We start from the raw sequence: 23,959 nt of genomic DNA, 5'->3' as shown, positions 1-23,959 counted from the left end.
TCCGTCAGGGAAAAGTTGAATGTTAGACGGACAGCGCGCGCGCTGCCCGGTGCGGCGGTGCGTCAGTGCGTGTGGATGGACACCCGGGTCAGCGTGCGCGTGACCGCCTCGCCGCCGGCCATGCGCACCGGGCAGGCATCGAGATGGTCGCGCCCGACCGCCAGCCTGCAGTAGCCGTGGCCGGCCAGCGCGCGTTCGAGCACATCGACGCTGACCCAGCCGGCTTCGCCGCCGGGCGCCGGCCCGCTGGCCAGCCAGACATCGACCCACGCATGTGGTGCCGCCCACTCGCCGGCGGCGTCGATCAGATAGCCGCTCACGTAGCGTGCCGGCAACCCGGCCGCGCGGCAGCAGGCGATGAAGGCGTGCGCGATGTCGGCGCTGCAGCCAAAGCCGGCGTCCAGCGCGGTCGAGGCGCCACCCGGCGGCAGGCAGTCCGGCTGATGACGCACCGCGCCGCACACCGCACCGCTGAGGTCCAGCAGTTCGCCCACCGTGTCGCGCCGCGCCCGCAGATGGCTGGCGGCCATCGCGTGCGCCTGTTCGTCGGCCTCGGTCAGCCGTGTGCCGGCCAGATAGGACAGCGGCGACAGCGTGCCGCTGTCGCGCGGCATCCAGGCGTCGGCGTCGGTCAGCCGCACGGTGCCGCTGACGACGATGGACAGTTCGCTGTGCGGCCGGTCCAGCGTCAGCAGGTGACCGATGTTGCCGTGCGCGTCGACCGAGCGGCGCGCGCTGCCCGGCGCCTGCACGCGCCAGTTCAGCGGGCGCTGGGTCGAGTCCTCGCGCGGTGTGAGCCGCAACTGCTGGATGCTGTAGCTGACCGGGCTGGCGTACTGCAGCGTGGTTTCGTGACGGATATCGAGCAGCATGGCGATCTCCTTCAACTGGATGACATCGGAACCAGGAAATCGTTTGAAATGCGGTTGCCGAGGTCGTTCACGCGCACGATGAACTGCGTCAGGTACTCGTGCAGCCCGCGCGCGAACACGTCCTCGATACGGCCGAACTTCAAGCTGGCCTGCAGTTCGCCGGCACGGCGCTGGGTTTCCTTCGAGCGGTAGTTCGACACCGCCAGCAGGTTTTCGTACACCTCGACCATGCTGGTACGCAGCGAGCGCGGCATCTGGTCGTTCAGAATGAGCAGTTCGGTCACCTTCACCGGCGTGATCAGGTCGCGGTAGACCTTGCGATACACCTCGAAGGCCGACACCGAACGCAGCAGCGCACTCCACTGGTAGTAGTCGGCAGCCGCGTCGGGCGGCGCCTTGCCGTCGACCAGCATGTGGTACTTCACGTCGATGAAGCGCGCGGTCGCGTCGGCCCGTTCGAGGAAGGTGCCGAGGCGGATGAAGTGAAAGGCTTCGTCGCGCAGCATGGTGCCCAGCGTGACGCCGCGCGACAGATGCGAACGGAACTTCACCCACTCGAAGAATTCGCCGATCTCGCTGCCCGACAGTTTCCAGCGCGGGTAGTCGCGCATCTTGAGCCAGGTGTCGTTGGTGGTTTCCCACATCTCCGACGTGATGGTGCCGCGCACCGCGTGCGCATTCTCGCGCGCCATGCGCAGGCAGCTCATGATGGACGACGGATTGCTGCCGTCGAACACCATGAATTCGAGCACCGATTCCATCGTCGCCGCCGGGTACTTGGCGCGGAAGGCGTCCTCCAGGCCGGTGATCGACAGCGTCGCGCCCCAGCCGGCGTCGATGCCGCCATCGGCCTGCGGCACCATGGACATGCGGTAATTCACGTCCAGCATGCGGGCAACATTCTCGGCGCGCTCGATGTAGCGCGCCATCCAGTACAGGTGGTCTGCGGTTCGGCTCAGCATGTTCAGATCTCCAGGACCCAGGTGTCCTTGGTGCCGCCGCCCTGCGACGAATTCACCACCAGGGAGCCCTCTCGCAGCGCCACGCGGGTGAGTCCGCCCGGCACCATGTTGATGTCCTTGCCGGACAGAACGAAGGGGCGCAGGTCGATATGGCGCGGCGCGATGCCGGCGTCGACGAAGGTCGGGCAGGCCGACAGCGACAGCGTGGGCTGAGCGATGTAGCGCTCCGGTGTCTCGGTCAGCAGCTGACGGAAGCGCTCGATCTCCTCCTTCGATGCGCGCGGCCCGATCAGCATGCCGTAGCCGCCAGCGCCGTGCGTTTCCTTGACCACCAGTTCGTCGAGGTGGGCCAGCACGTATGCGAGGTCCTCCTTCTTGCGGCACATGTAGGTGGGCACGTTGTTCAGCAGCGGCTCTTCGTCCAGATAGAAACGGATCATGTCCGGCACGTAGGGATAGATGGACTTGTCGTCCGCCACTCCGGTGCCGATCGCGTTCGCCAGCGTCACGTGGCCGGCGCGATAGACCTGCAGCAGACCCGGCACGCCCAGCATGGAATCGGCGCGGAAGGCGAGCGGGTCGAGGAAGTCGTCGTCGATGCGCCGGTAGATCACATCGACGCGCTGCGGTCCCTGGGTGGTGCGCATGTACAGGTGCTCGTCGCGCACGAACAGATCCTGGCCCTCGACCAGTTCGACGCCCATCTGCTGGGCGAGGAAGGCGTGTTCGAAGTAGGCCGAGTTGTAGGCGCCGGGCGTCAGCACGATGACGGTCGGATCGAGCACGCCGGCCGGTGCGACCGCACGCAGATTGCTCAGCAGCATGTCCGGGTAGTGCTCGACCGGCGCCACGCGGTAGCGCGAGAACAGTTCCGGGAACAGCCGCATCATCATGCGCCGGTCTTCCAGCATGTAGGACACGCCGGACGGCACGCGCAGGTTGTCTTCCAGCACGTAGAACTCGCCGGCCCCGGCGCGCACGACATCGACGCCGGCAATGTGCGCGTAGATGCCGCCTGGCACGTCCACGCCCTGCATCTCCGGCCGGTACTGGCTGTTCGAGAGCACCTGCTCGGCCGGAATCTTGCCGGCCTTGATGATTTCCTGGTCGTGGTAGACGTCGTGCAGGAACATGTTCAGCGCCTTCACGCGCTGGCGCAGGCCGGCGGCCAGCTGCTTCCATTCCTGCGCGGGGATGATGCGCGGCACGACGTCGAACGGAATCAGGCGCTCCTTGCCCTCCTCCTCGCCATAGACCGCGAAGGTGATGCCGACCCGGTGGAACACCAGATCCGCTTCGGCACGCTTTTGCGCGATGCGCTCCGGCGGTGTTTCCGCCAGCCACTTCTGGTAGCCGGCGTAGTGAGCGCGCACCGTGCCGTCGGCGCCGTTCATTTCGTCATAGATCGAGGACGGGTTGGCCATGATCGGGTTGTCTCGTGTGATTGTTTGGCGCGTACCTGCATGCAGCGAAAAATGTGCCATGCCGGAAAACGGCGCCAGGACTGGAAACCTTCCGCTTCGAAGGGTTTTACGCACCAAGCGGGTGCGGAGCCCGGATTCATGTGGTGCAAGGGTCTGAAACGAAAACGCCCCGCACTGGGCGGGGCGTTTTTTTCAGACCGGTGAAGCGGCGATCAGATGCGTTCGATGATGCCGGCAATGCCCTGGCCACCGCCGATGCACATCGTGATCAGGCCATAGCGACCACCGGTGCGCTGCAGTTCATACAGGCACTTGACGGTCAGGATGGCGCCGGTGGCACCGACCGGGTGACCCAGACCGACGGCGCCGCCGTTCGGGTTCACCTTGGCCGGGTCCAGACCCAGTTCGCGCGTGCAGCACATGGCCTGCACGGCGAAGGCTTCGTTCGATTCGATCACGTCCAGATCGGAGGCCTTCAGACCGGCGCGCTGCAGCGCCAGCTTGACGGCCGGGATCGGGCCGGTGCCCATGATGGTGGGATCGACGCCGGCAACGGCGTAGGACACCAGACGGGCCAGCGGCTTGGCGCCGGCACGGGCGGCCGCACCGGCTTCCATCATGACGATGGCGGCAGCGCCGTCGTTGATGCCCGAGGCATTGCCGGCAGTGACCGAACCGTCCTTCTTGAACACCGGGCGCAGCTTGGCCATGCCTTCGAGCGACGCGTCGCGGCGGAAGTGCTCGTCGGTGTCGATGACGGTGGTGCCCTTCTTGGTCACCACTTCCAGCGGCGCGATCTGCGACTTGAAGTGGCCGGCGTCGGTCGCGGCCGCGGCCTTCTGGTGCGAGGCGACGGCAAAGGCGTCCTGCTCCTCGCGGTTGAAGCCGAACTGGCTGGCGATGTTTTCCGCGGTGATGCCCATGTGCACCGTGTCGAACGGGTCGGTCAGCGCGCCGACCATCATGTCGATCATCTTGGTGTCGTTCATGCGGGCGCCCCAGCGGGCGGCCGGCATCAGGTAGCCGCCACGGCTCATCGTTTCGACGCCACCGCCAACTGCGCAGTCGGCATCGCCGAGCTGGATCGCGTTGGCCGCCGACACGACGGCCTGGAAGCCGGAGCCGCACAGGCGGTTCACGCCCATGGCGCACGATTCCTTCGACATGCCGCCGTTGATCGCCACGACGCGCGACACGTACATGTCACGTGCTTCGGTGTGGATCACGTTGCCCAGCACCAGGTGCTGCGCTTCCTTCGCATCGACGCCGGCGCGCGCGAAGGCGGCCTTGACCACGTGCGCGCCCAGATCGCAGGCCGTGAAGTCCTTCAGCGAGCCGCCGTATGCGCCGATCGGCGTACGTGCAGCACCTACGATCACCACTTCTCTCTTGTCAGCCATCAGTACCACCTCCGTTGAAATCAGCTACCGACATAGCCAGCCAGCGTGAGCAGGCCGAGCAAAAGAAGACAAAATATAAGTGTGCGCCAAACAAGGCCGATCGCGCTTTGCATGAGATCAACATCGGCGTCGTCGCCCATGCCCAGTTCGGGCCGGTCCGCGACTTCGCCGAGTTCGAACAGCGGTGCGCCGAGCTTCACGCCGAGCGCCCCGCCGCCGCTGGCGAGCAGAATGCCCGCCGCCTGCTCAGGCCATTTTGCGGCCTGTGTGCGCCAGCAATGCACTGCGTCCTCGAAGTCGCCAACGATGGCGAAGGTCGCGGCAGTCATGCGCACAGGGATGAAATCCAGCCATTCGTAGATGTTCCGCGCGAAGCGGCCGAAGGCACCGAATTCGATGTTTTCGCGCCGAGCCCACGACCACGACAGGCGTTCGGTCAGGCGATAGAGCAAGGGGCCGGTCGGCCCTGGCAGCAGCGCGAACAGCGCCAGCGGTGCGAACACATGGCGATGCGCCGCCAGCAGGCCCTGCTCGATCGCCAGGCGGGCGATCTCCTCCTGCTTCATCCGGTCGGTGTTGCGCGACAGCCAGTTGCCCAGTTCGCGCCGCGCGGTGTCGGTGTCACCGGCACGCAGTGCGTCGGCGGTGGCCTCGAAATGGTGGCTGAACTGGCGGAAGCCCATGGTCACGTAGAGCACGATGACATTGAGCACCCAGCCGAGCACCGGGTTGATCCAGACAAGGAAAAGATAGAGGAACCAGACGGCCGCCACCGGCAGGCCGACGGCCAGCGACCACGCGACCACACCGTGGCGCGCCTCGCCGGCGTTCAGGCGCTGTTCGAACCAGGCCGCATAGCGGGCAAGAGGGCCTGCGACGACGCGCTCATAGGAAAGCGGTTTGTACTGCTCGATCAGCAGTGCGACGAAAAGAGACAGCCAGGTCATGTGATGCGTTATCGCCTTACGAGCACCCGGACGATATCACAGTGAAGCTTGCGGGAGCCTTGCAAGCCGTCATCCCGTCGAAACCGGCAGGTCCGGTCAGCCGGGTGACCGTCACCCCACCCGGCAGCTTCAGTCCTTCAGCAGGTGCTCGGCGAAGCTGACGATCATGCCGGCGGTGGCGCCCCAGATGTCGTAGCCCTGCCAGGGCATGGCCCAGAACTCGCGGGTGATGCCCTGGTGTTCGATGCTGCCGCGCCGCCGGTTGGCCGGATTGAGCAGGAAGGACAGCGGCGTCTCGAAGGCCTCGGCCACCTCGAAGGCGTCGAGCTGCAGCTGCAGCGGCGTGCGCAACAGCCCGACCACCGGGGTAACGCGAAAGCCGCTGGCGGTGATGTAGTAGTCCGGCAGGCGGCCGATCAGTTCGACCTGCTCCGGCGACAGGCCGATTTCCTCCTGCGCTTCGCGCAGTGCGGTCGCCTCGGGCGAGGTGTCGCCGGCATCGACGCGACCGCCGGGGAAGGCGATCTGGCCCGGGTGATCGTGCAGATGGGCGCTGCGCCGGGTCAGCAGCAGCGTCGGTTCGTCCCCGCCGACCACCACTGGCACCAGTACAGCCGCCGGCGTGAAACCGGCGAAGCGCACGTCTGGCTGCGCCGCCGGCAGAGACAGTCGGGTACGCAGGCGATCGATGTCGAAGCCTGCAGCGGGCGCGGTAAAGTCCATCAGAAGCGCTGCCTCAGGGTCATGACCTGTCCGTTGCGCTGCATGTCCATGCGGTTCAGGAAACTCATGCCGAGCAGCACCTGCGGCATTTCGGCGTCCATCACGGCCGCTTCGACATTGGCCTGGGTCACGCTGCCAAGCTTCACGCTGGCCAGCCGGACGCGCCAGGCGCGGACCACGCCATTGGCGGTCTGCACCCGCATCGCTTCGGCACGTGACAGATCGACGCCGGCACGGCGCGCCTGATTGCGGTCCATCGCGATCACGGTAGCGCCGGTATCGAGCAGGAATTTCATCGGCACGCCATTGATCGCCCCGTCGGCGGAGAAGTGTCCCTGCTGATCCGCGTTCAGGTGGATGACCGAGGCCGACGTTTCGGCACTGCGCTGCGACGCCACGTTCTCGCCGATGCGCAGCTGCACGCGCCGGCCGTCGATGTCGACCCAGGCTCGGTCGCCCTCGACCGACAGCAGCTTCACACCTTCCGGCGAACGGGCACCCGGTGCCAGCGTGCGCGGCGCGCCGCCGTCGATCACCAGCACCGCCTTGCCGCCGAACACACCGGCCAGCGAAACGTCGGCCGCATGCGCAGCGCTTGCGCCAGCAAGGACGGCGAGCGCGAGCGTGGCTAGAATGCGGCGAGGAGGTATTTCGATGAAACCCATTGCAGTGTTCCGTCACAGTCCGACCGAAGGACCCGGTCATTTTGCTACATATATCAACGGCCTGGGCCGTGAAATCCGCCTGTTCGCGATGGATTGCGGCGATCCGGTGCCCACCGATCCGTCGGCCTTCGCCGGCCTCTGCTTCATGGGCGGGCCGATGAGCGTGAACGATCCGCTGCCGTGGATTCCGCCGGTGCTCGAACTGATCCGCAAGGCGGTCGCCGCCGACATTCCGGTGATCGGCCACTGCCTGGGCGGCCAGCTCATGTCGAAGGCGCTTGGCGGCACCGTCGGCGCCAATCGCTGCAAGGAGATCGGCTGGCTGGACGTCCATGCCACCGACCCGGCAGCGGCCGAATGGTTCGGCGACCGGGCACGCTTTCCGTCCTTCCACTGGCACGGTGAAACCTTCACCGTGCCGACCGGCGCCACCCGTGTGCTGGCCTCCGCCGGCTGCGACAACCAGGCCTGGGCCATGGGCAAGCATCTGGCAATGCAGTGCCACATCGAAATGACCGAGGATCTGGTGAAGTCGTGGTGTACCGGCGGCGCCGACGAGATCGCCGAGGCAGCGGCCCAGCCGACAGTGCAGCAGCCGGCGGACATCCAGCGCGACCTGGAAGCGCGCATCGCGGCGCTGCACGCGGTGGCGGAAACCGCCTACGCGAAGTGGGTCAAAGGTCTGAAGGACTGAACCGGGGAAACAGGCCGCTATCGCAGGGCGCGGTAGCGGCAGCGCCTGAATCGGCGCTCAGTCGCGGAAATTGCCGAACTGCAGCGGGATGTCGGTCACCTGCTTGCGCAGCAGCGCGATGGCCTCCTGCAGCACGTCGCGCTTGGCGCCGGTGACGCGCACTTCCTCGCCCTGGATGCTGCCCTGCACCTTGAGCTTGCTGTCCTTCAGGATGCGCACGATCTTCTTGGCGGATTCGCTCTCGATACCCACCTTGAGCTTCAGTTCCTGCTTCATCTTGTTGCCGCTGATCTTCTGCGCGTCGCCGCGCTCGACCGAGCGCACGTCGATGCCGCGCTTGGCGAACTTGCCCAGCAGCACGTCATAGACCTGGTCGAGCTTGAAGTCGTCGTCGGCGAACAGCGTGAGCAGCTTGTCGCCCTGCTCCACGCGCGCGTCCGAACCCTTGAAGTCGAAGCGGTTGGTGATTTCCTTGTTCGCCTGGTCGACCGCGTTGCGCAGTTCGACCATGTCGATTTCGGAACTGATGTCGAAGGACGGCATGCTGAAAACCTCGTGTGCTGCGTGCGGGCGCCAAGCGGCGCCCGGTGATGCGGATCAGCCGAAATGGCAGACGTAGTGGTAGGGCTCGCCACTCACTTCGATGTCGAAGGACGAATTGCCCGGCACGTTGTAGGACTCACCCGCACCATAGGTCTTCCACTCGGTCTCCCCCTTCAGGCGCACGCGGCAGCTGCCCGCCACGCCTTCCATGATTTCCGGCGCGCCGGTATTGAAGGTGAGCGTGGCCGGCAGGATGACGCCGACCGACTTCTTGGTGCCGTCGGCGAACTGGATGCTGTGGCTGACGCACTTGCCGTCGAAGTACACATTGGCTTTCTTGACGACGCTGATGTTGTCGAACTGGGACATGTTCTTTTCCTGTTGTGATTACTTGCCGCGCTTGATGGCCGCGTTGGCGGCGATACGCATGCGCAGCGCGTTGAGCTTGATGAAACCGGCGGCGTCCTTCTGGTCGTAGGCACCCGCATCGTCCTCGAAGGTGGCGATGGTCGGGTCGAACAGCGAGTCGGTCTTCGAATCGCGGGCGACGACGATGACGTTGCCCTTGTACAGCTTGAGCCGCACCCAGCCATTGACCGTCTGCTGCGTGTGGTCGATCAGCGCCTGCAGCGCGCGGCGCTCCGGACTCCACCAGTAGCCGGTGTAGATGATGCTGGCGTAGCGCGGCATCAGGTCGTCCTTCAGGTGGGCGACTTCGCGGTCCAGCGTGATCGACTCGATGGCGCGGTGCGCGCGCAGCAGGATGGTGCCGCCCGGGGTTTCGTAGCAGCCGCGCGATTTCATGCCGACATAGCGGTTCTCGACCAGGTCGAGGCGACCGATGCCATGCTTGCCACCGATCGTGTTCAGCGTGGCCAGCAGTTCGTGCGCCGGCATGCGGGTGCCGTTGATGCTCACCAGATCGCCGCGCTCGAATTGGAGGTCGAGGTATTCGGCGGCGTCCGGCGCCGCTTCCGGCGACACCGTCCAGCGCCACATCGATTCCTCGGCTTCGGCCGACGGATCTTCGAGGTGACGACCTTCGTAGCTGATGTGCAGCAGGTTGGCGTCCATCGAGTAGGGCGAGCCACCCTGCTTGTGCTTCATCTCGATCGGGATGCCGTGCTTCTCGGCATAGGCCAGCAGCTTTTCGCGCGACAGCAGATCCCACTCACGCCACGGCGCGATCACCTTCACGTTCGGCATCAGCGCATAGGCGCCCAGTTCGAAGCGGACCTGGTCGTTGCCCTTGCCGGTGGCGCCGTGCGAAATGGCGTTGGCGCCGGTTTCGCGCGCGATGTCGATCAGGCGCTTGGCGATCAGCGGACGCGCGATCGAGGTGCCGAGCAGGTATTCGCCTTCATAGATCGTGTTGGCGCGGAACATCGGGAACACGAAATCGCGGACGAACTCCTCGCGCAGATCGTCGATGTAGATGTTCTCCGGCTTGATGCCCAGCTTGATCGCCTTGGCACGCGCCGGTTCGAGTTCCTCACCCTGGCCGAGGTCGGCGGTGAAGGTGACGATTTCGCACTGATACACATCCTGCAGCCACTTCAGGATGACCGAGGTGTCCAGGCCGCCCGAATAGGCGAGGACCACTTTCTTGATGTCGCTCATCGTTGCTCGTCTTTCAATAAGAGTCGTCGGTTCAGCTGCCGGACACACGTCCGAGCAGCAGGAATTCCATCAGCGCCTTCTGCGCGTGCAGGCGGTTTTCGGCTTCGTCCCACACCACCGAGTGCGGGCCGTCGATCACCTCCGCGCTCACCTCCTCGCCGCGATGCGCCGGCAGGCAGTGCATGAACAGCGAGTCGGCCTTGGCCACCTTCATCATGTCGGCATCGACCTGCCAGTCGGCGAAAGCGGCACAACGTGCCTCGTTCTCCGCTTCCCAGCCCATCGAGGTCCACACGTCGGTGGTGACCAGATCGGCACCGCGCGCGGCGTCCATCGGATCGGCGAAGCACTCGTGGTGGCTGCCGGCCACGCCTGCGCGCTCGGCCTCGACCTCGTAGCCCGGCGGGGTCGAAATGTTCAGCTTGAAATCGAAGATTTCGGCCGCCTGCATCCAGGTGTGGCACATGTTGTTCGAATCGCCGATCCACGCCACGGTGCGGCCGGACAGGTCGCCGCGGTGCTCGATCCAGGTGTAGATGTCGGCCAGCACCTGGCAGGGGTGGTATTCGTTGGTCAGGCCATTGATCACCGGCACGCGCGAATTCGCCGCGAAGCGCTCGATGATGGTCTGTTCGAAGGTGCGGATCATGACCACGTCACACATGCGCGAAATGACCTGGGCCGCGTCCTCGACCGGCTCGCCGCGGCCGAGCTGGGAGTCGCGCGTGTTCAGGTAGATCGCGCTGCCGCCCATCTGGTGCATGCCGGCTTCGAAGGACAGGCGCGTGCGCGTGCTCTGCTTCTCGAAGATCATGACCAGCGTGCGGTCCTGCAGCGGCCAGTACTGTTCGTAGCGCTTGAACTTGTCCTTGATCCAGCGGGTGCGCGCGAACACGTAGTCGAGCTCTTCGCGCGTCAGATCCTTCAGTTGCAGAAAGTGTCTGGGTTCAGTCATTTCATGCGGCGAGCTGAGCGCCCGCGAGGAAGTTGCGGATGATCGGCGACAACCGGTCGACCAGCTCGCGGCTGTCGGCGTCGGAGAAAACCAGCGGCGGCACGAGCCGGATGGTGCTGTCGGCCGTGACGTTGATCAGCAGACCGGCTTCGAGTGCCTGACCGACCAGCGCGCCGCAGGGGCGGTCGAGTTCGATGCCTATCATCATGCCGGCACCGCGGATGTCCTTGACGCCCGCCACATCCTTCAGCGCGTCACGGAAGCCGGCGCGGATCGCGTCGCCCTGACGCACGGCATTGCCGCGCAGATCGTCGCGCGCGACGACGTCGAGCGTGGTCAGCGCGGCGGCGCAGGCCAGGGGATTGCCACCGAAGGTCGAACCATGAGTGCCGGGCTTGAAAACACCGGCCGCCGGCCCGCGCGCCAGGCAGGCGCCGATCGGCACGCCCGAGCCCAGGCCCTTGGCCAGCGTCATCACGTCCGGCTCGATACCGGCGTGCTGGAAGGCAAACCAGCTGCCGGTGCGACCGATGCCGCACTGCACCTCGTCGACCATGAACAGCCATTGCTGCTGGTCGCACAGCGTGCGCAGTTCGCGCATGTAAGCCAGGTCGGCGGCATGGATGCCGCCCTCGCCCTGCACCGGCTCGAACAGCACGGCGACGATGTTGCGCGTGTGCTCGGCGATCGCCCGCACCGCGGCGATGTCGCTGAAAGGCACCCGGTGGAAGCCCGGCGTCAGCGGCTCGAAACCGGCCTGCACCTTACGGTTGCCGGTGGCCGACAACGTGGCCAGCGTGCGGCCGTGGAAGGCGTGCTCCATCACGATGATGCCCGGCAGTTCGACGCCGCGCTGATGGCCGTACAGACGGGCGAGCTTGATCGCCGCCTCGTTGGCTTCACAACCGGAATTGCAGAAGAACACTTCGTCCATGCCGGACAGTTCGGCCAGACGGTCCGACAGCTTTTCCTGTGCCAGCACGCGGTACAGATTGGAGCAGTGGATCATCTCCGCCGCCTGCCGCGACACCGCCTGAACCAGATCGGGATGACCGTGGCCCAGCGTATTCACGGCAACACCGGCCATCGCGTCCAGGTACTCGCGACCGTTCTCGTCATACAGCCGTACGCCCTTGCCGTGGGTGAAGGCGACCGGCTGGCGGCCGTAGGTATTCATCAGATGCGTCATCGAAACAGCTCCGTGACCCTGCTGCCGCATCGACGGCACGCCTGCTGGCGGCGTGATGCGGAAAACGAAAAAAGCACGGCGGCTCGCGCCGCCGTGCTTGATGAGAGGACGATTTTAGTTCAAAGCCCGCGCGCTGTGTAGCAGGCGCCGCTCATGTTGCGGCGCACATTGTCACCTCGCGCGGCAGACGGCGCAGCAGCGCGGTCGCCCGCCCCCCAGCCCGTACCGGGCTGCGAACATCCGTTGCGGCAGGGACTTAGCCGACCCCGCGGGCGGCACCGGGCCCGATCTGCGGGTCTGGCACAAAGCGTGCTAAGACCGAGCAGCCCATATAGATCTGTCGCAACTTGCGTTCGGCCTCTTCGGCACTCGCGCCCGGTATGGACAGGTTGTCGATCAGCACGCCGCCTCGCGTACGGATCCTGAAACCGAATCGGGCCATCTGAGCCCGAGGCGCCGGAGACGACACACTGCCAAGTACTTTGGACTGCCTGGATCTGAGGCTGGAATTGAGCATAAAGCGCCGTCTCCTCATAGGGATAGCGCGAGTATAGAAACAGAACATTAGCTTTACAACAGCTAAACCTTGTTTTTAAAGATAAAAAAGAGCCCTGTTTTACCTCTATAACTGAGCGAAGCACCACCCCGGCTGCAGCCGCACCACCTGCCATGTGCGACGCAGCCGGACCGAACACAGAACTGCCCGAGGCCACAGACCCGAACATGAGCGCGATTCCGCATGTACACGACGGCGACGCCGCAGCCCCTCTCCCGCCCGCCAACGACAGCCTGGTGCGCAAACAGATGGACGACCCGCGCCGCGCGCGCAGCTTCACGATCATCGGCGCCACGAGCAAGGGCCGCACCTTCCGCCCCAGCGACTGGTCCGACCGCCTGTGCGGCGTCATGTCCTCGTTCGGCAGCCAGCGCAAGATGCGCTACTCACCGTACGTGCGCCCCGGTTGCTGGATCACCGGCGAGAAGTGCGTGTTTGTCGATGCCCGCCTGTACGAACTCGAACCGCTTGCCTACAACTTCCTGATGCATTTCGCGCGCGACAACGATCTGCGTGTCGATTACGAAACCGGCGCCGCAGAGATCTGAAGCCCTGTCGGCGTGCGATTCGGACGTATGGCGGACCCCGTCCGGAATACGTCCGCCAGACATCCGCGCCGACGAAGAAGCATTGCCCATTGTCAGTGCCCGCAAGACACAGGCAATAAAAAAGCCGACCATCGGGTCGGCTTTTTTATTGCTGCGGCCTGGATGGCCGCCGGCGGGTCAGGCTGCGGAACTCAGGCCGCGGCGCCCATCGCCTTGATCGCACCGGACAGACGGCTCTTGTGACGAGCTGCCTTGTTCTTGTGGATGATGTTCTTGTCGGCGATGCTGTCGATCGTCGTCTGGGCCTGCACGAACACGGCTTGCGCAGCTGCCTTGTCGCCAGCCAGGATGGCCTTGCGAACGTTCTTGATGGCGGTGCGCAGCTCCGAGCGCTGGCTCATGTTGTGATCACGACGAACGTTCGCCTGACGGGCGCGCTTGCGTGCTTGTGCGGAATTGGCCATGTTCTTGCGGTTGGGTGTTCGGGAAAACGCGCGAGTATACGCACTATGGGTTGCCGGTGCAAGACCCAGTTCGGCGCATCGCGTGGCCGACAGCCCGCACGGCTCTGGTAAGGTGCGCGCTGTCTCTCCATACGCATCGCCTGATGAATCTGCTTCGTGCACTCGCGACCGTCAGCAGCATGACGCTGCTGTCGCGCATCCTCGGCTTCGTCCGCGATTTCTTCATCGCCCGGGCCTTCGGCGCTGGCGCCGCCACCGACGCCTTCTTCGTCGCCTTCCGTCTGCCCAACCTGCTGCGTCGCATGTTCGCCGAGGGCGCCTTCTCGCAGGCCTTCGTGCCGATACTGGGCGAATATCGCAACCGGCGCGGCGTCGACGACACGCGGGCACTGATCGACCACGTCGCGACCCTGCTCGCCCTGGTGGTCGCGGTCGTCACGGCGATCGGCATCGTCGCCGCGCCGCTCATCATATATATATCCGCGCCCGGCTTTGCCGCCGACGCCGACAAGTTCGACCTGACGGTGACGCTCACCCGCATCACCTTCCCCTACATCCTGTTCATGTCGCTGGTCGCCATGGCCGGCGGCGTGCTGAACACTTTCAGCCGCTTCGCGATTCCCGCCTTCACGCCGGTGCTGCTCAACCTAAGCTTCATCGGCATGAGCCTGTTCGCCGCGCCGTATTTCGATCCGCCGGTACTGGCGCTGGCCTGGGCGGTGTTCATCGGCGGCGCGCTGCAGCTGGCGCTGCAGGTGCCGGCGCTGATGCGCATCGGCATGCTGCCGCGGATGCGGCTCGACCTGCACGATCCCGGTGTGCGTCGCATCTTCAAGCTGATGCTGCCGGCGATACTGGGCGTGTCGGTGTCGCAGATTTCACTGCTGATCAACACCATCTTCGCCTCCTTCCTCGAAAGCGGTTCGGTGTCCTGGCTCTACTACGCCGACCGTCTGATGGAATTCCCGGCCGGCCTGCTCGGCGTGGCGCTCGGCACCATACTGCTGCCTTCGCTGTCGCGCAGTCACGCCGACGGCAACGGAGGCGAATTTTCCTCGCTGCTCGACTGGGGCCTGCGCCTGACGCTGATGCTTACGCTGCCGGCGGCGCTCGCACTGGGGCTACTCGCCACACCGCTGATTGCCACGCTGTTCCACCACGGCCAGTTCACCGCCCACGACGTGCTGGCGACGCGCGAGGCGCTGCTCGCCTACAGCGTCGGCCTGACCGGACTGATTCTTGTGAAGGTGCTCGCACCCGGTTTCTATTCGCGGCAAGACATCCGCACGCCGGTCAAGATTGCGCTCGGCGTGCTGGTGCTGACCCAGTTGATGAACCTCGTCTTCATCGGCCCGCTGGCACACGCAGGGCTGGCGCTGTCCATCGGGCTGGCATCGCTGGTGAACGCCGGTTTCCTCTACCACGGCCTGCGCCGCACCGGCGCCTACACGCCGGCACCCGGCTGGCGGAGCTTCTGGCTCAAGATGCTGTCTGCGCTTGCAGCGATGGGCGTGGTGCTGTACTTCGGCGCGCAGGTACCGGGTGACTGGTTGCAGATGGGCACGCTCAAACGCATCCTGCACCTGGGCTGGCTGGTGCCAGCAGGCGCCGGTGCCTATTTCGCCGTGCTGTTCGCACTGGGTTTCCGGCTGCGCGACTTTTCGCGTCGCGCGGCGTCCTGAACGAGGAGCTGACTAGATGAAACTGACGAGCAACACTTTTGCCGACGGTACCCGCATCCCGGGCAACAACGCGTTCTGCATCCCCGACGGCAAGGGTCACGCGCAACTGGGCGACAACCGCAACCCGCACCTCGCCTGGTCCGATCTGCCGGCCGGCACGCGTTCGCTGGTACTGATCTGCCACGACCCCGACGTACCGACCCGGCCGGACGACGTGAACCAGGAAGGCCGCACCGTGCCCGCCTCGCTGCCGCGCTGCGACTTCACGCACTGGATACTGGTCGACCTCGCACCGACCGGCGAAATCGCCGAAGGCGAGTTCTCGTCGGCCGTCACCGCCTGCGGCAAGCCCGGTCCGGCCGGTCCGCGCGGCACCCGCCAGGGCATCAACGATTACACTGCGTGGTTCGCCGGCGACGCGCAGATGACCGGCGACTACCATGGCTACGACGGCCCCTGCCCGCCGTGGAACGACGAAATCGTCCATCACTACGTGTTCACGCTTTACGCGCTGGACGTCGAACGCCTTCCGGCAGACGGCCGGCTTACGCTCGATGTCGTGAAACAGGCGATGCAGGGCCACGTGCTCGGCCAGGCGAGCCTGACCGGTCTGTACGCGCTGAACCCTTCAGTCCGCTGCTGAGCGCTTTTGCAGATAGGCGGCCGCCAGCACGGCGGCCATCAGCGCCCAGCCCAACGCCTGCGGGTTGCGCCAGTCGACAAGCCAAGCGATGACACTGCCGGCCACCGCAATCAGCGTGAAAACGCGCGCCTCGGGCAGTCGCGGCATCACGTCGAAACCGGCCCAGCGCGCAGCCAGACCGAACTGAACGGTCGGCAGCACGAACAGCAGGAAGGGGAAATCGCGGTAGCGACCATCGACCGCGAGCAACAGGCCGCCGCCGGCCAGGCCGAACAGCAGCACACGCACGGCGAACGCCATCGCAGGTCGTGCACGACCGGTCATCACGAAGGGCAACAGCGCCCACGCCAGACTGCCCGCCAGTGCTACCGCGCCCATGGCCAGCCACTCTGCAGGATTGCGGCAGGCGAGCAACAGGTATTCCCACTGCAGCCATCCGATCAGTCCCGCCAGTGCCCCGGACAGCGCGTAAGCCGCTGCAGCACCCGAACGACGCACGCGCGCGGCCAGTACGATCAGCACGCCGAGCGCCAGCCCGACCGCGCCAGCGGTCAGCGGCGTGGCACCGTCGTTGCGTTCGGCCAGCGCGCCATGCCAGCCGAACTTGGCGTGGCCGTGCGAATCGAGCACCCCCCAGTACCCGCCGACCGTACCTTCGAGCAGGCGCTTCCACGGCTGGTCATAGGCTTCGATCACGTTGTACTGCCAGCCGTGCGCCTGGGCCGCCAGCAGGAATTCGCGCAGATAGCGCGCCTGCTCGATCAGCCCCGGCCGCGCGCCGTCGCGCTGCTTGCCCAGACTGGGCCAGCCGGTCTCGCCGATCAGCAGCGGCTTGCCCAGTTCGACGGCCATCGTGTCCATCACCGCCGTCACGTGCGTGATCGCGTCGTCGATCGCCCGCGGCTCGTCCTCCCAGTAGGGCAGGATGTGCACGGTGGCGAAATCGACGCTGGCCGCGAGTGAACGGTGCTTGAGCCAGAACTCCCAGACGTCGGCGTAAGTCACCGGCACCTCGGTTTCGCGCTGGGCACGCTCGATGTAGCGGCGCATCGCATCCTCGGTCTGTTCGCGGCGCAACAACACCTCGTTGCCGACGATGAGGCCGCGCACCACGTCGCGGTGACGGTTGGCAAGCGCGATGGCCTGTGTCAGCTCGATGTCGTTCTTCTTCAGATCGCCGCCTATCCAGGCGCCCACCAGCACCTTCAGTCCGTGGCGACCGGCCAGCTCGGGAACGGCGGACAGCCCCTGATCGACCGAGTACAGACGCACGCAGTCGGTGATCCGCGCCAGCCGAGCGAGGTCGGCGTCGATGCGCTCGCGGCTCACCTGGAAATCGGGAATCAGCGGCGATTCGCCCGGCCGGTAATAGGGTGCGTACGACACGCACTGCAGACGGGCCTGGTCCGGCGGCACGTCGGCCAGCGGCTGCGGCTGGTTGGCGCGCCAGATCCAGAACGCGATCAGCGCCAGCGCGATCAGATGCGCCAGCGCATAGCGCGCCCAGCGCGGCGCGCGGTTCAGCGGTTCCATCATCGCGTCAGGCTGCCTGTGTCGCCGACGCTGCCGGCAGCGGCTTTTCCGGCAGCTGGGCGATGAACTGGCAGGCCAGCGCGGCGATGTAGGGCAGCGACTGCAGGCCCAGCATGGTCACCCACAGCAGCACCTCGACGCTGTCGCTGCCGCGCATGTAGAGCATGGCGCTGGCGGCCCCAATGAGCGACAGCAGCAGGTACATCTCCTCGCGTATCGGCTGGAAGAACTTGGCCAGACCGCCCTCCGCCTTGCCCTTCGCGGTGCGCAGGAAGACACCGCGCTTGTGCGTGATACCAGCGATGATGCCGCGCGCGATCGCGTGCGACAGGCCCAGGCTCACCAGCGACGCGCCGGCTATGTCGGCCCACGGACAGTCCATCGCGCGGCGGTACAGGATAGGCCCCATCGCCGCCTTGGCGACCAGCAGGCCGAGCACCGGCGCCAGCATGATGGTGACCGGCAGCGAGAACATCTTCGGCCAGATCAGCATCGCGGCCGTCCAGCCTATGGCGCCCAGCGCGAACAGGAACTGCAGCGCGTCGCCGAACCACGAGAACCAGCCGGTGATGAAGTGATAGCGCTGACCGGCCGAGAGCTTGCTCTTGCCGACCAGCGCCTTCCAGTGGCCCTTCATGATCTGCATCGCGCCGAAGGCCCAGCGGAAGCGCTGCGACTTCAGTGCGGCGAAGCTGGACGGCGTCAGACCACGGCCGAACACGCGGTCGATGTAGCGCAGTTCGTCGCCGTTCTCGAGCAGGCGCAGGCCCAGTTCGGTGTCCTCGCAGATGCACCACTCGGACCAGTTGCCCGATTCCTCCAGGCGCGAGCGGCGCACCAGCGTCATCGTCCCGTGCTGGATCAGCGCGTTGCGTTCATGACGATGATGCATGCCGATGCGGAAGAAGCCATCGAACTCCCAGTTGCACATGCGCTTGAAGAAATGGCGCTCCCACTCGCGGTGCGCCTGCGGTGCCTGCACCACGGCCACCTTGGGGTCGCGGAAATGCGGCACCAGTGCGCTGAGCCAGTCGGGGGTGACCACGTAGTCGGCGTCGACCACGCCGACCACCGCAGTGCGCGGATCGATCTGCTTCATCGCGAAATTCAGCGCACCGGCCTTGAAACCCGGCCACTGCGGCAGATGGAAGAAGCGGAAGCGCGGGCCCAACTCGGCCATGCGCGCCTCGACCGGCTTCCACAGCGCCTCGTCCTTGGTGTTGTTGTCGACGACGATGACTTCGAAATTCTGGTAGTCCATCGCCGCCAGACTGTCGATGGTGGCGATCACCATTTCCGGCGGTTCGTTGCAGCAGGCGAGGTGCACCGACACGAAGGGCTGCTGTTCCGGCGGCACCGGCTCAGCCGGCTTGTAGGCACGGCGCCAGCGCGGCTTGAAGAACACCTCGGCGAACTCGAATCCGTTGGTCAGCAGCACGCCCGCCGTCAGCACCACGCCGAACACGAGGCCTATCAGCGCCGTCAGGTCGCGCAAGGTGAAGTAGTAGTCGGCCGGCAGGCGGGCGGCGATGACGATGGCGGTGACGCAAGCCTGCACCAGTATGCACATCCAAAGCTGGCCGCCGATGCTCATGCCGCGCTGCGCCAGACAGAGCAGCAGCATCGGCACCAGCGCGAACACGGTGGCGACCAGCGCGTCATCAATCCAGCCGCTGTTCGGATCCACGCTGCCTTCGAGCGGGAACTTCAACTCGCGGTCGGCGTTGAACACGCCCCAGTAGGCGCCGGCCCAGCCCTCGATATCGATCTTCCATGGCTGGTCGTAGGCTTCGATCAGGAAGTAGTCGAGGTTCTTGCACAGCGCGCGATAGAGGAATTCGCGCACGAAGCGCGCCTGGTTCTCTTCCGACGCGACCGCCGCCTGGATGGTCGGCCCCTTGCTCGGCCAGCCGATTTCGGAAATCAGGATGGAGCGGCCGGGGAAGGCGTCCAGCAGCTCCTGGTAGCGCGCCATCGCGTAGTCGACCGCTTTGTCCACCGGCACGCCCTCGTGATACGGCAGCAGATGGACGGCGAGGAAATCGACGTGGTCCGCCAGTTCCGGATTCTTCAGCCAGACGTGCCAGGGTTCGGCGGTCGATACCGGCAGATCGGTCGCGTTGCGCACCTCGTCGAGGTAGGCATACATCTCGGGGAAGGTCAGGTCGTCGCGCAGCAATACCTCGTTGCCGACGATGATGCGGTCGATGTTCTCGTGCAGCCGGGCATCCGCCAGCACGGCACCGATCTCTCGCCGGTTCTTCACCTTGTCGCGGTCCAGCCAGGCGCCCGCGGTGACGCGCAGTTCGTTCTGCCCCGCCAGATCGGACACCTCCGGATTCTCGGTCGAGTTGTAGGTACGCACCCGGTGCGCGATGCCGCCGAGCTGCTTCATGTCCTGCTCGATCTCGGCGTAGCTCGGATACACGCCCTTGAGCGGCGTCTGGTCGCGCCGGTAAGGGCTGTAGGAAAAACCGTCGATGTAGTCCAGCGGCTCGACCACGCTGACCGGACGGTTCGTCACCGCCCACAGCGCGAAGTGCACCGCCGCCACGCCACCTGCGATCAGCAGGGCGATCATGACGCGGGCAAGGGAAATCTGTCTTTTCATGCGAGATCGGTGTCGGTCGTCCGGCTGGGCCGGGCGCAGCGTTTCCGGTAAGGTGAGGACTGCAGCCGGGCGCCGGATGACGGTGTCGATGCTGCAGCGCGGCGATGCTAACACAGCGAAAATCCGCGGTTCAGCCGTGACGGACAGTACCTACAGATGAATGCCTCGATGCCCACCACTTCCCTTGCTGTCGATCTGCGCAAACGCCTTGGCTGGCCGCTGCTCATCGCACTGCTGGTCACCGCCGCGGCCAGCGCCGGCCTGCGCTACGGCCTGATGGAATCCGACCTGCTGCACGGCCTGTGTGCTGGCGGCGCCGACGACTGGCGCTGCCTGGTGCGCCGCGTCGCGCCGCAGCTTTTCATGCAGGAGCGCATCGGCGTACTTGCGCTGGCCGCTGGCGCACTGGCACTGCTGCTGCGCTACGCCTTGGTGGCGCGCCTCGCCGTCGTCGCGGGCGCCGCCGGCCTGGTGCTTTACAGCGCCGATTTCGCCGCCGTCGGCCTGCTTGCCGGATTGCTCGTGCTGCTGGCGCGCGCACCAGCCTCTGTAAACACTGCGTAAACACAATGTCCCGAATTGTCCGGATCGCCCACCGCGCGGACGCGAGCCGCTAAGCTGAAGGGCATGAACGGACACACACCGAAACCGCGCATCCTCGTCGTCGACGACGACCCGGACCTGCGTGAACTGCTGCGCGACTACCTCGGCAAGCAGGAGATGGACGTGCGCACCGTCGGCGACGGCGACGCACTGCGCCTCGCGCTCGAACGCGACGGCTGCGACCTGCTCATCCTCGACGTGATGCTGCCGGGCGACGACGGCCTCGCGCTGTGCCGCGAAATCCGCGCCAAATCGCGCCTGCCCATCCTGATGCTGACCGCGCGCGGCGACGAACTGGACCGCATCATCGGCCTCGAGATGGGGGCCGACGACTACCTGCCCAAGCCCTTCCATCCGCGCGAACTGCTGGCGCGGGTGCGCAGCATCCTGCGCCGGGCACCGGAGCACCCGGATGGCGACGGCAGCGTGCGCGGCCTGAAATTCTCCGGCTGGACGCTCGATCTCGGCGCCCGCCATCTGGTCGACGAGGCCGGCGTCGTGACGCCACTGTCCAGTGGCGAATTCCGCATGCTCAACGCGCTGGCCGAGAACGCCAACCGCGTGCTGTCGCGCGACCAGTTGATGGACGTGCTGGCCGGCCGCGACGCCGGGCCCTTCGACCGCACGGTCGACGTGATGATCAGCCGCCTGCGCCGCCGGCTCGGCGACGACGGCCGCGAACCGCGCATCATCCGCACGCTGCGCAACGAGGGCTATGTGCTGAACGGCCCGGTGGAGAAGCTGCTTTGACATGGGCGTCGCGGCTGCTGCCGCGCACGCTGTTCGGTCAGATTCTGTGCGTGCTGCTGGGCGGCCTGCTGCTCGCCAATGCGCTCGGTCTGTGGCTGGTGGTCGAGGACCGCGTGCGCCTGTCGCGCCAGATGCGCAGCGACTACGCCGCCACGCGGCTGGCGGAGTCGGTCGCGCTGGTCGACGAAACGCCGGCAGCCGGCCGCGATCGGCTGCTGCGCATGCTCGAAAGCCCGAGCACCCGACTGTCGCTCGAGGAGCCGTGGTATGACGACGCGAAAGCGGTGCCGGACGATTTCGACGCCTTCGCGCAACGTGTCGGCGAACGGCTGGGCACGCGCTTCGAGCACCAGGTCGTCAGGCGCGAACAGGACATGCTGACGCCGCGCGACGATATGCACCCCATGCGCCCGCCGCCGCCGCCCAAGCTGGCGCGACTGCTGCCATCGCCACCGGCGATCGACGTGTCGACGCAGGCCAGGCTGAGCGACGGCAGCGTACTCACCTTCCGCTACTCGCCGCCGCCTCCGCCGGTGGACCGTCCGCTGCGCATCATCGTCGGCCTGCTGCTGGTGGCCCTTGCCGTGAGCCTGCTGTCGGTCTGGGTGGTACGTCGCCTGACCCGTCCGCTGGCGATGTTCGCCCGCGCCGCCGACGGACTGGCGCGCGATCTCGATCAGGCGCCGCTCGATACCGGCGGACCGCGCGAGGTGGCCGGTGCGGCCCAGGCCTTCAACCGCATGCAGGGCGCGCTTCGCGCGCTGATACAGACGCGTGCCCAGGCACTGGCCGGCGTGTCACACGACCTGCGACTACCGATCACCCGCGTGCGGCTGCGTCTTGAGCAGTTGCCGGACAGCCCGGTACGCGAAGCGATCGAGCGCGACCTGGCCGAGATGGAAACGCTGATCGACGATACGCTGGCCTTCCTGCGCGCCGGCGACAGCTCGGAAAGCGCCGCCCCGACCCGGCTCGACGCGCTGGTCGAGGGTGTGGCCGACGATATCGCTGCGCTGGGTGCGGACATCGAGGTGAGCGGCAGCCTGGCGCAGCCGGTCGTGCTGCGCCCGGCGCTGACGCGCCGCGCGCTCGCCAACCTGATGGACAACGCGCGCCGCTATGGCGGTGGCCGCGTCCGCGTGACGCTGTCGTCGACCGACGGCGAAGCGCGAATAGACATCGACGATGACGGACCGGGCATACCCGAAGCCGAACTCGAGCACGTATTCGAACCCTATGTGCGCCTCGAAGCATCGCGCGCCCGCCACACCGGCGGCAGCGGACTGGGGCTGGCCATTTCGCGCGCCGTCATCCGCGCCCAGGGTGGCGAGGTGACACTGTCGCGCCGCGCCGAGGGCGGCCTGCGGGCGCGCGTCGCGCTGCCCTTGCAAGGCCGGAAGCCGGCCGGTTAAGCCGGCCGACGGCGACGGAGCGAGCGCATTTCCTGTGCGAGCGGTCTGCTGACCGCGACAGAGCTCTCAAGAATCGCTCACGGAATTCCGTCGCTCATCCCACCGCGAGACGCGCTCCGCTCAGTTCCTCGCCTGCAGCGCCTGTACCGCCGGCGGATAGTTCTGCCCGGCCGAAGCGCGCAGCCAGCGCAGCGCCTCGTCCGCGTTGCGCGTCTGCCCGGCGCCGGTGTCCAGCATGACCGACAGCGCGTACTGCGCCTCCGCCTCGCCCTGCTCTGCCGCGACGCGGAACAGCCGCGCCGCCTCCGCCAGATTGCGCTGCACGCCGCGGCCGGCTTCATAGGCCCAGGCCAGCCGCGTCACGCCGCGCACGTCGCCGAAGTCGGCCAGCTTGCGGTACATCGCCGCCGCGTCGGCGTGCCGGCCCTCAGCCTCGAAACGGCGCGCCTCGGCCAGTTCGCGGTCGCGGATGCTGCCGCCCTGCGGGTCGTTCAGCGCGGCAAGGTGGGTGGCCGCTTCCTGATCACCTGCGTCGGCCGCAACCTTGAGCCAGTGGCGCGCGCCGTCGATGTCACGCTGGCCGAGCTTGCCGCCCTGCAGCAGAAGACCGAGGCGCAGCGCCGAGTTGCGGCTGCCCGCCTGGGCGCCGTTCTCGTACAGGCGACGCGCCTCGTGCGGATTCTGCGGTTCGCCCAGACCGTCCTCGGCGAGGATGCCCAGATTGAACCAGGCCTCGCCATTGCCGCGCTCGGCCAGCGCGGTCCAGATGCGTTTCGCGTCGGCGTAGTGCGCCATCTTGAATTCGGCGTAACCCTTGTACAGCCCCCAGGACGGTTTCTGCACCGCCTCGGCGATGTCGTCGTCGGTGATGGCCCATGCGCTCAGCGGCAGCAGGCCGGCAAGCAGCGTCAGGCACAGGCGGCGCAGCGATGGGGCAAGAGGGAATGCGGGCATATCGGTTCTCCGGGGCGGAAGCGCCCGTTCTGCAGGGCGTGCCTGTGACAGGCGCGGCGCAGTCTAAGTTACATCGCGCGCTCACGAATGCCGCTTGTTCGGGCATTTTCCATGGCAGGCGTCGAGCTGCGTCCGATTAGCATGCGCGTCTGCGGGGCGCGCCAGAACAGCGTGCAGTCCGTTTGCCCCGTCGTCCCACACGGACCGAC

At 66.4% G+C, this 23,959-nt stretch carries 23 protein-coding genes; 7 read left to right on the top strand and 16 right to left on the bottom strand.

Annotated elements, in window-relative coordinates; all coding sequences use genetic code 11:
• Positions 1-62: 62 nt before the first annotated feature.
• The 7 genes from IV112_RS08175 to IV112_RS08145 form a co-directional block, all read right to left on the bottom strand.
• Entirely contained in the window at positions 63-872 is an 810-nt protein-coding gene (locus tag IV112_RS08175; RefSeq protein ID WP_304002695.1) for a transglutaminase family protein, read from the bottom strand.
• Positions 873-883: 11 nt separating this feature from the next.
• Positions 884-1,834, bottom strand: coding sequence for an alpha-E domain-containing protein (locus tag IV112_RS08170; RefSeq protein WP_020165207.1), 951 nt, complete (start codon positions 1,832-1,834; stop codon positions 884-886).
• A 2-nt stretch (positions 1,835-1,836) separates the two neighbouring features.
• Positions 1,837-3,258 (bottom strand): circularly permuted type 2 ATP-grasp protein, encoded by a 1,422-nt coding sequence (locus tag IV112_RS08165; RefSeq protein ID WP_304002689.1) that lies wholly within the window; start codon positions 3,256-3,258, stop codon positions 1,837-1,839.
• Positions 3,259-3,470: 212 nt separating this feature from the next.
• Positions 3,471-4,658, bottom strand: a complete 1,188-nt coding sequence (gene bktB, locus IV112_RS08160; RefSeq protein ID WP_304002687.1) for a beta-ketothiolase BktB — start codon at positions 4,656-4,658, stop codon at positions 3,471-3,473.
• Positions 4,659-4,678: 20 nt separating this feature from the next.
• A complete protein-coding gene (locus tag IV112_RS08155; protein ID WP_304002685.1) occupies positions 4,679-5,605 on the bottom strand; it encodes a CobD/CbiB family protein in 927 nt (308 codons plus the stop codon).
• A 129-nt stretch (positions 5,606-5,734) separates the two neighbouring features.
• The gene (locus tag IV112_RS08150; RefSeq protein ID WP_304002683.1) at positions 5,735-6,328 is read right to left on the bottom strand and encodes a CoA pyrophosphatase; all 594 of its coding nucleotides are present in this window, start codon (positions 6,326-6,328) and stop codon (positions 5,735-5,737) included.
• Positions 6,328-6,993 carry a retropepsin-like aspartic protease family protein gene (locus IV112_RS08145; protein ID WP_304002680.1) on the bottom strand — a complete coding sequence of 222 codons (666 nt, stop codon included), beginning with the start codon at positions 6,991-6,993 and terminating at the stop codon, positions 6,328-6,330. The genes IV112_RS08150 and IV112_RS08145 overlap by 1 nt, the downstream gene beginning before the upstream one ends.
• On the opposite strand from IV112_RS08145, the gene IV112_RS08140 reads away from it, so the two are divergent.
• Positions 6,983-7,687, top strand: a complete 705-nt coding sequence (locus IV112_RS08140; protein WP_304002677.1) for a type 1 glutamine amidotransferase — start codon at positions 6,983-6,985, stop codon at positions 7,685-7,687. The two genes, IV112_RS08145 and IV112_RS08140, sit on opposite strands and share 11 nt — an antisense overlap.
• Positions 7,688-7,744: 57 nt before the next feature.
• Here the strand turns inward: IV112_RS08140 and IV112_RS08135 are convergent, their stop codons facing one another.
• From IV112_RS08135 to IV112_RS08115, 5 genes are read right to left on the bottom strand one after another with little or no spacing between them, the layout of a single operon-like run.
• Positions 7,745-8,230 carry a YajQ family cyclic di-GMP-binding protein gene (locus tag IV112_RS08135; RefSeq protein WP_304002675.1) on the bottom strand — a complete coding sequence of 162 codons (486 nt, stop codon included), beginning with the start codon at positions 8,228-8,230 and terminating at the stop codon, positions 7,745-7,747.
• 54 nt (positions 8,231-8,284) lie between these two features.
• Positions 8,285-8,599 (bottom strand): pyrimidine/purine nucleoside phosphorylase, encoded by a 315-nt coding sequence (locus tag IV112_RS08130; RefSeq protein ID WP_008062806.1) that lies wholly within the window; start codon positions 8,597-8,599, stop codon positions 8,285-8,287.
• An 18-nt stretch (positions 8,600-8,617) separates the two neighbouring features.
• Positions 8,618-9,850 carry an argininosuccinate synthase gene (locus tag IV112_RS08125; protein WP_304002671.1) on the bottom strand — a complete coding sequence of 411 codons (1,233 nt, stop codon included), beginning with the start codon at positions 9,848-9,850 and terminating at the stop codon, positions 8,618-8,620.
• A gap of 31 nt (positions 9,851-9,881) precedes the next feature.
• Positions 9,882-10,805, bottom strand: coding sequence for an ornithine carbamoyltransferase (gene argF / locus IV112_RS08120; RefSeq protein WP_304002669.1), 924 nt, complete (start codon positions 10,803-10,805; stop codon positions 9,882-9,884).
• Between the two features lies 1 nt (position 10,806).
• A complete protein-coding gene (locus IV112_RS08115; RefSeq protein ID WP_304002666.1) occupies positions 10,807-11,994 on the bottom strand; it encodes an aspartate aminotransferase family protein in 1,188 nt (395 codons plus the stop codon).
• A gap of 723 nt (positions 11,995-12,717) precedes the next feature.
• On the opposite strand from IV112_RS08115, the gene IV112_RS08110 reads away from it, so the two are divergent.
• Positions 12,718-13,098 (top strand): DUF3579 domain-containing protein, encoded by a 381-nt coding sequence (locus IV112_RS08110; protein ID WP_304002662.1) that lies wholly within the window; start codon positions 12,718-12,720, stop codon positions 13,096-13,098.
• Positions 13,099-13,289: 191 nt separating this feature from the next.
• On the opposite strand, the gene rpsT is transcribed toward IV112_RS08110, so the two are convergent.
• Positions 13,290-13,562, bottom strand: coding sequence for a 30S ribosomal protein S20 (gene rpsT, locus IV112_RS08105; protein ID WP_019917602.1), 273 nt, complete (start codon positions 13,560-13,562; stop codon positions 13,290-13,292).
• Positions 13,563-13,705: 143 nt separating this feature from the next.
• Between rpsT and murJ the strand changes: the two genes are divergently transcribed.
• Complete coding sequence (gene murJ / locus IV112_RS08100; protein WP_304002660.1) at positions 13,706-15,244, top strand: murein biosynthesis integral membrane protein MurJ; 1,539 nt, start codon at positions 13,706-13,708, stop codon at positions 15,242-15,244.
• 16 nt (positions 15,245-15,260) lie between these two features.
• The gene (locus IV112_RS08095) at positions 15,261-15,887 is read left to right on the top strand and encodes a YbhB/YbcL family Raf kinase inhibitor-like protein (protein WP_304002657.1); all 627 of its coding nucleotides are present in this window, start codon (positions 15,261-15,263) and stop codon (positions 15,885-15,887) included.
• Here IV112_RS08095 and IV112_RS08090 read toward each other — a convergent pair.
• Together IV112_RS08090 and IV112_RS08085 are read right to left on the bottom strand one after the other, a co-directional pair.
• Positions 15,873-17,423, bottom strand: a complete 1,551-nt coding sequence (locus IV112_RS08090) for a glucan 1,3-beta-glucosidase (protein WP_304002655.1) — start codon at positions 17,421-17,423, stop codon at positions 15,873-15,875. The genes IV112_RS08095 and IV112_RS08090 overlap by 15 nt on opposite strands.
• Before the next feature lie 4 nt (positions 17,424-17,427).
• Positions 17,428-20,001 (bottom strand): glycosyltransferase, encoded by a 2,574-nt coding sequence (locus tag IV112_RS08085; protein WP_304002790.1) that lies wholly within the window; start codon positions 19,999-20,001, stop codon positions 17,428-17,430.
• A gap of 198 nt (positions 20,002-20,199) precedes the next feature.
• Between IV112_RS08085 and IV112_RS08080 the strand changes: the two genes are divergently transcribed.
• The 3 genes from IV112_RS08080 to IV112_RS08070 all read left to right on the top strand — a co-directional run bounded on the left by IV112_RS08080 (position 20,200) and on the right by IV112_RS08070 (position 22,796).
• Positions 20,200-20,595 (top strand): hypothetical protein, encoded by a 396-nt coding sequence (locus IV112_RS08080; protein WP_304002652.1) that lies wholly within the window; start codon positions 20,200-20,202, stop codon positions 20,593-20,595.
• A gap of 63 nt (positions 20,596-20,658) precedes the next feature.
• Entirely contained in the window at positions 20,659-21,384 is a 726-nt protein-coding gene (locus IV112_RS08075; RefSeq protein ID WP_304002650.1) for a response regulator, read from the top strand.
• On the top strand, positions 21,381-22,796 hold the full coding sequence (locus tag IV112_RS08070) for an ATP-binding protein (protein WP_304002647.1): 1,416 nt from the start codon (positions 21,381-21,383) through the stop codon (positions 22,794-22,796). The genes IV112_RS08075 and IV112_RS08070 overlap by 4 nt, the downstream gene beginning before the upstream one ends.
• A gap of 120 nt (positions 22,797-22,916) precedes the next feature.
• Here the strand turns inward: IV112_RS08070 and IV112_RS08065 are convergent, their stop codons facing one another.
• Complete coding sequence (locus IV112_RS08065) at positions 22,917-23,750, bottom strand: tetratricopeptide repeat protein (RefSeq protein WP_304002644.1); 834 nt, start codon at positions 23,748-23,750, stop codon at positions 22,917-22,919.
• Positions 23,751-23,959: the final 209 nt, after the last annotated feature.

This window comes from Methyloversatilis discipulorum (genome assembly GCF_018780585.1).
GTDB lineage: Bacteria > Pseudomonadota > Gammaproteobacteria > Burkholderiales > Rhodocyclaceae > Methyloversatilis > Methyloversatilis discipulorum_B.
The sequence above is the reverse complement of the archived record's forward strand: the minus strand, read 5'-3'. Positions and strand labels throughout refer to the sequence as shown.